Source organism: Methylorubrum sp. Q1 (assembly GCF_004683995.1).
Lineage (GTDB): Bacteria > Pseudomonadota > Alphaproteobacteria > Rhizobiales > Beijerinckiaceae > Methylobacterium.
On the sequence record NZ_SRHQ01000009.1, the window covers coordinates 190,193 to 196,445 of the forward strand.

The 6,253-nt window shown below is 67.3% G+C and carries 6 protein-coding genes; 4 read left to right on the forward strand and 2 right to left on the reverse strand.

The window, feature by feature from the left end:
- Window positions 1-47: 47 nt before the first annotated feature.
- Entirely contained in the window at window positions 48-959 is a 912-nt protein-coding gene (locus E4V01_RS11205; protein WP_135298383.1) for a methyltransferase domain-containing protein, read from the reverse strand.
- 106 nt (window positions 960-1,065) lie between these two features.
- Here E4V01_RS11205 and ilvN point away from each other — a divergent pair, with 106 nt between their 5' ends.
- The 4 genes from ilvN (at window position 1,066) to E4V01_RS11225 (ending at window position 5,287) form a co-directional block, all read left to right on the forward strand.
- Entirely contained in the window at window positions 1,066-1,608 is a 543-nt protein-coding gene (gene ilvN, locus E4V01_RS11210; RefSeq protein ID WP_060772074.1) for an acetolactate synthase small subunit, read from the forward strand.
- 62 nt (window positions 1,609-1,670) lie between these two features.
- Window positions 1,671-2,315: a glutathione S-transferase family protein gene (locus E4V01_RS11215; RefSeq protein WP_135298384.1), complete on the forward strand. Its 645-nt coding sequence runs from the start codon at window positions 1,671-1,673 to the stop codon at window positions 2,313-2,315.
- A gap of 223 nt (window positions 2,316-2,538) precedes the next feature.
- Window positions 2,539-4,308 carry an N-acetylglutaminylglutamine amidotransferase gene (locus E4V01_RS11220; protein ID WP_135298385.1) on the forward strand — a complete coding sequence of 590 codons (1,770 nt, stop codon included), beginning with the start codon at window positions 2,539-2,541 and terminating at the stop codon, window positions 4,306-4,308.
- 139 nt (window positions 4,309-4,447) lie between these two features.
- Window positions 4,448-5,287: a class II glutamine amidotransferase gene (locus E4V01_RS11225; protein ID WP_135298386.1), complete on the forward strand. Its 840-nt coding sequence runs from the start codon at window positions 4,448-4,450 to the stop codon at window positions 5,285-5,287.
- 97 nt (window positions 5,288-5,384) lie between these two features.
- Here E4V01_RS11225 and E4V01_RS11230 read toward each other — a convergent pair whose 3' ends face one another.
- On the reverse strand, window positions 5,385-6,131 hold the full coding sequence (locus E4V01_RS11230; protein WP_135298387.1) for a sigma-70 family RNA polymerase sigma factor: 747 nt from the start codon (window positions 6,129-6,131) through the stop codon (window positions 5,385-5,387).
- Window positions 6,132-6,253: the final 122 nt, after the last annotated feature.

Sequence of the window (6,253 nt, forward strand, 5' to 3'; positions counted from 1 at the left end):
GCGCGAACGCCCGGACCGCCATGCCCAGCGTCGCCCGCCTCGACCGGTCAGGACCTCTTTCCGCGGAGGCGCCTGATCCATCGGCGCGCTGCCGCGCGGGTTCGCTTCGGCCAACCCGCGGGCGGCGGCAGGGCGTCGTGCCGGCTCGGGTCCAGGTGGGGCACCGTGGCGGCCCGCTCTGCGGCGGTGAGGTCGCTGCGCTTGCGCAGAAGCACGAAGAACTCGGTCTCGCACGGACGGGTCGGCTCCAGGGCCGCGCATTCGAACGGGAGCAGGTCGAGTTCGAGGAGTTCTGTGAGGGCGCGGGCGAAGCTGTACGGCGTGAACACCGTGCAGTGGACGTCGATGTGCACTCCGCTGGCGATGGCGGTCGCGGTGGCATCGAGAGCCGCCGGCGGACCGCCGACGATCGGCCTGTCCGGTACCGGCTTGCCGCGCCACGTCGCGAGCACGTCGATCTCGCTGGCCCTCGCGAAATGTTCGTAGACGGCCTCGGGCGGTGGCGTGCGCAGCCGCAGCAGATGGGCTGCGACGAGCGCGCCGACGCTGCTCGGCGTGCGGAAATGGTCGAAGGTGAAGCGCTTGTCCGGCACCATCAGGCAGAACACGCCGCCTTCGTTCAAGGCGTCGCCGCATTCCCGCAGCCAGCCGATGCAGTCGGGAACGTGCTCGACGACGTGCGAGGCGACGATGTAATCGACCGGACCGCGCGAGCCGAGCGCCCGCGGCAGCCCGCCTTCGCCGAGCACGACATCGACGGGAACGATCCCCTCGATGCCGGCGGGGCCGAGGGTCGGGTGGTCGCGGTACTGGTGGCGCAGCCCCTCGGTCGAGAGGTGGTCGGCATAGAGGACGTTGCCGTCGCTCTTGAGGACGATCGGGCGCGTGAGGGGCCCGAGCTCGACGCCGGTTCGGCCCTGCGGCCGGACGAGATTCAAAACACGCTGACGCCGATCCATGGCGCGGCCGGTATCATGCCATCGGCAGGCGGGTCCAGCACCGGAGTGCCGACCTGAGGTGGCGCAGGCGAGATCGTAGGAAGATCAAGTTGAGGGACGCGACGAAATGAATGCGATGAACACCCATTACCCCGAGCCCACGCGGATCGAGAGCGTCAACCGCCATACCCTCGCGGTGGTCGTGGACAACGAGCCCGGTGCCCTGGCCCGTATCGCCGGCCTGTTCTCCGGCCGCGGCTACAACATCGAGAGCCTGACGGTCTCCGAGACGGAAGAGGCGCGCCACCTCTCCCGCATCACCATCGTCACGACCGGCACCAACGCCGTGATCGACCAGATCAAGGCGCAGCTCGACCGCCTCGTGCCGGTGCACCGCGTCGTCGATCTGACGCTCCAGGGGCAGGCGCTGGAGCGCGAGCTGTGCCTCGTGAAGGTGGCCGGCACCGGCGAGCACCGGAGCGAGGCCCTACGCCTCGCCGCCGCCTTCGGCGCCCGCACCCTCGACGCCACGCTGAACTCCTTCGTGTTCGAGCTGACCGGCTCGACGGAGGAAATCGACCGCTTCATCCGCCTGCTCAGCGTGATCGGCCTCGTGGAGATCTCCCGCACCGGCATCGCCGCGATGGGGCGTGGCGCGGAGCCGCTGTAGCTGGGCGTTCTCGCGGACGGCGCTATTCTTTGGGAGGCGTCGTCCGCAGCGATAAGAAGTCCATGACCGCCCGCACCCTCTACTATGCCCCCGGCGCCTGCTCGCTCGCCTCCCACATCGTGCTGGAGGAGATCGGCGCCCCCTACGAGACCATTCGCCTCGACCTCGCCAAGGGCGACCAGAGAGCGCCGGAATACCTTGCAGTCAACGAGCGCGGACGCGTACCGGCCCTCTATGAGGAGGGCTGGGTGCTCACCGAGAACGCCGCGATCCTGCGCCACCTCGCCCGCTCCCATCCGGAGGCCGGCTTGCTGCCGGAGGATCTGCGTGGGCAGGCGTCGGCCGACGAGTGGATGGCCTGGCTCTCGACCGGGCATCACATCGCCTATGCCCATGTCCGCCGGCCCGAGCGCTGCAGCGCCGACGAGGCCGCCTTCCCGGAGATCCGGGCGAAGGGGGCCGACACCTTCGGCGATCTCTGCACCATGACCGAGGTGCGGCTTTCCAACGGCGCCTGGGCGCTCGGCGAGCGCTACAGCGTCGTCGATGCCTACCTCATGGTGTTCTGGGTCTGGGCCCGCGGCCCCACGATCGGCTTCGATATGCCCGCGCTCTTCCCGGCCTGGACGGCGCATGCCCGCCGCATGGCCGAACGGGCTGCGGTGCGTGCCGTCTTCGCCCGCGAGGGGCTGGCGCTGCCGGCCTGAGACCTCGGCACGCGGTCAAACCGTCATCCCGTCGTTGGTGGGCCATCTTCGAGGTCGCCGCACTTGGCGCGGGAATCGCTTGGCCGCGACAGCGGCAGCGACCTATTCGTGTGGAATCGAACGAAGGTGGCGGTTTCGCGGGCGGCATGGAACGCGCCGGGCGCGCCTCCGTTCTGCCGCTTAGATTCAACGACCGAAGACGAGACGAGGGCGGCTGGCGGCGATGTGCGGGATCTGCGGAGAGATCAATTTCGGCGGTACGGCCGATCCGAACGCCGTGCGGGCCATGATGGAGGTTCTCCGCCCCCGTGGTCCTGATGCCGGCGGGATCCATGGCCAGGGCGGTGTCGTGTTCGGCCACTGCCGTCTGAAGATCATCGACCTATCGGAAGCCGGTCAGCAGCCGATGGTCGATGCCGAACTCGGGCTCTCGATCGTCTTCAACGGCTGCATCTACAACTACAAGGACCTGCGCGAGGAGCTCGTCGCCAAGGGCTACCGCTTCTTCTCGACCAGCGATACCGAGGTGGTGCTCAAGGCGTTCCACGCCTGGGGCCGGGATTGCGTGAAGCGTTTCCTCGGCATGTTCGTCTTCGCTGTTCACGAACGCGATTCGGGCCGGGTCACGCTCGCCCGCGACCGGCTCGGCATCAAGCCGCTGTATTACGCAGAGACCGGCAAGCGCTTCCGTTTTGCCTCCTCGCTTCCGGCCCTGCTCGCAGCAGGCGATGTCGACACCACGATCGATAAGGTGGCGCTTCACCACTACATGAGCTGGCACGCGGGCGTGCCGGCACCGCTGACGATCCTCAAGGGCGTGCGGAAGGTCCACCCGGCCACGACCCTGACGTTCGAGCCCGATGGCTCGCGCCGCGAAGAGACCTACTGGTCGCTCGTGGTCGGTCCGCGCGAGGAGGACCGCCACAGGACCGAGGCGGATTGGCGTGCGGCGGTGCTCGACTCGCTTACCACGGCGGTCGCGCGCCGTCAGATCGCCGACGTGCCGACCGGCGTGCTGTTGTCGGGCGGTCTCGATTCCTCGGTGATCGTCGCGCTTCTGGCCAAGAGCGGTCAGAGCGGCCTCAAGACCTTTTCGGTTGGCTTCGATGCGGTGAACGGCGTCGAGGGCGACGAGTTCAAGTACTCCGACATCATCGCCGAGCGGTTCGAGACCGACCACGCCAAGCTCGTCGTGGACGGCTCGCGCACGCTGGAGGCCCTGCCGTCGGCGATCCATGCCATGGCCGAGCCGCAGATGAGCCACGACGCGGTGGCCTTCCTTCTGCTCTCGCAGGAGGTCGCCAAGCACGTGAAGGTAATCCAGAGCGGTCAGGGCGCCGACGAGGTGTTCGGCGGCTACCACTGGTATCCCAAGCTGATGGGATCGACCGATCCGACGACGGATTACGCGAGCGCCTATTTCGACCGCGACCACGCGGAAATGCGCGAGGCGCTCACACCCGACTTCGTGGACGAGGATTACAGCCGCGATTTCCTTGCCCGCTTCTTCGCCGATTCGCAGAGCGCGAGCGCCATCGACAAGACTCTCGACCTCGATCAGCGGATCATGCTCGTGGACGATCCGGTCAAGCGGGTCGACAACATGACCATGGCCTGTGGGCTTGAGGCGCGCGTCCCCTTCCTCGATCACGAACTAGTCGAACTCGCCGCCCGCATCCCCGCCGAATTGAAGGTGCGCGACGGGGGCAAATACATCCTCAAGGAAGCTGCCCGCGCCGTGGTCCCGGCGGAGGTGATCGACCGGCCGAAGGGCTATTTCCCGGTCCCGGCCCTCAAGCACATCCGTGGGCCGTTCTTGGAGTTCGTGCGCGACGTTCTTGACCGTCCGGCCGCCCGCGAGCGTGGTATCTTCAACAGGGCTTACGTCGATCACCTGCTCGCCGATCCCGACGGGACGCTGACGCCGAAGGGCAATTCCAAGCTCTGGCAGGTCGCGCTGCTCGAAGCGTGGCTGCAATCGCACGGCATCTGATCCGCCGCTCCTGCGTTGCACGCATGAACCGCCGTGCCGAAATTCGCCCGGCGCGGGTGGCATCGCTCAAGGTGACGTGGATTCTCCACGATCTTGGCCGATGCGCACTGCGCTGGAACGCTGCGGGAGACCCCAAACGATGTGTCGCTGGATCGCCTATCGAGGCCGCACGATCCCGCTCGAGCATTACGTGACCGAGCCGGCGCATTCGCTGGTCTCGCAAAGCATCAAGGCGCTCGAATCGACCGCGAGCACCAACGGCGACGGCTTCGGCCTCGGCTGGTACGGCGACCATCCCGAACCCGGCCGCTTCCGCGAGGTGCAGCCGGCGTGGTCCGACGAGAACCTGCGCTACATCTGCCGCCATCTGCACTCGCACCTGTTCTTCGCCCATGTGCGGGCGGCGACCGGCACGCCGATCACCCGGCCGAACTGCCACCCCTTCGCCTGCGGGCCGTGGCTGTTCATGCATAACGGCTATATCGGCGACTGGGCGCGGCTGCGCCGGCCGATCGAGGCCCTGATTCCCGATGAACTCTATCCCTCGCGCAACGGCACGACCGATTCCGAGGCGCTGTTCCTGGCGATCCTCGGCCAGGGTTTGATGGCCTCGGAAGTGGAGCGCGACCCGATCACCGCCACGACGCGGGCGCTCGCCGCGGTGACGGAGCTGGTCGGCGGCATCGAGGGTGGTCACCCATTCCGCTTCACTGCGGCGCTCGCCGATGGACGCGACCTCTACGCCTTCCGCTACGCGGCCAACGATGCGGCCAACAGCATGTATTACCGCCAGTCGGCGGATGGCGTCGTGGTGGTCTCGGAGCCCTTGGACAAGGAGCACGCGACCTGGACCCCGGTGCCGGACAACAGCGTCGTGATCGCCCGCAAGGACGCGCTGGTCGAGGTCGTATCGCTGAAGGAGTTCGGTCTCGCCCGGACGTCCCAACTGCCGCAACTGCAAATGCAGATGAGCGCGTGAACGACCGCGGCGCCGGGCCGCACCCGGCGCCTTCGACCCTGCGGGGCCAGAGTATCAACCTGAAAGTGGTTGCCGGCTTTCGGAAAAGGACGATGCTTCAGGCCATCCAAGTCGAGCCGCTGACAGCGGACAGCGTCATGCTGTCGGAGCCGACATCGGCGGCGCCGTAGCCGAGGATCTGCGCAAGCTGCTCCCGGGCACGCCAGACTCGGCTCTTCACCGTGCCGATGCGGCAATTCATGACGGTGGCCGCCTCCTCGTAGCTAAGGTTCTCGATTGCCACGAGGATCAACGCCTGCCGCATCGGCAGGGGAAGCTTGGCGAGCGCGGTCTGCGCGTCCATCAGATCGACATGGCCCGATTGCTCGGGTGCCGTGGCGAGGCGCTCGGCGTAATCGCCGTCGCTGTCGGCGACCTCGCGCACCTCTTTGCGGTGGCGCGAGTAGAAGGCGTTGCGCATGATCGTGAACAGCCACGCGCCGAGATTGGTGCCGACGGTGAAGCGCGCGCGGCTGCGCCACGCCCGCAGGAACGTGTCCTGCACGAGGTCGTCGGCGGCCGACGGGTTCTTCGTCAGCGACATGGCGAAGTTGTAGAGGCGCGGCGTCATCTCGATGATGGAGGCCCGGAACGCTTCCTCGTCCTTCCCTTCCTGGGCGACGAGGACGGTCTCCAGCCTCGCCAGCAAGGCGTCGAAGCGACTGCTTTCGACCCCCGGATTACCCGGCATCTGCGCATAGGCATCGGCAAGAAGCGCTCCAAGGCGTTGCTGAACGGCAGCAGGGAGCGTCGGCACCTCATCGTCGAGGGGCGAGGCGAGGTCGTTGAAGGCAGTCTTTGGCATCAGGGCCTTTGGCTGGTCACGGACGCGCACACGGGTTCGTGCCACAACGGCGGACTTGTCTCGCGATTTGCCGTCCCCTGCGCCAACATAGATTATCAGGGCTCGAAAGAGCGTATCGGCCA

Excerpts from the sequence above, each read along its gene's own strand:
- E4V01_RS11225 (WP_135298386.1), top strand. The coding sequence starts at position 4,448 with ATGTGTCGCTGGATCGCCTATCGAGGCCGCACGATCCCGCTCGAGCAT.
- E4V01_RS11220 (WP_135298385.1), top strand. The coding sequence starts at position 2,539 with ATGTGCGGGATCTGCGGAGAGATCAATTTCGGCGGTACGGCCGATCCG.
- E4V01_RS11230 (WP_135298387.1), bottom strand. The coding sequence starts at position 6,131 with ATGCCAAAGACTGCCTTCAACGACCTCGCCTCGCCCCTCGACGATGAG.
- E4V01_RS11205 (WP_135298383.1), bottom strand. The coding sequence starts at position 959 with ATGGATCGGCGTCAGCGTGTTTTGAATCTCGTCCGGCCGCAGGGCCGA.
- E4V01_RS11215 (WP_135298384.1), top strand. The coding sequence starts at position 1,671 with ATGACCGCCCGCACCCTCTACTATGCCCCCGGCGCCTGCTCGCTCGCC.
- ilvN (WP_060772074.1), top strand. The coding sequence starts at position 1,066 with ATGAATGCGATGAACACCCATTACCCCGAGCCCACGCGGATCGAGAGC.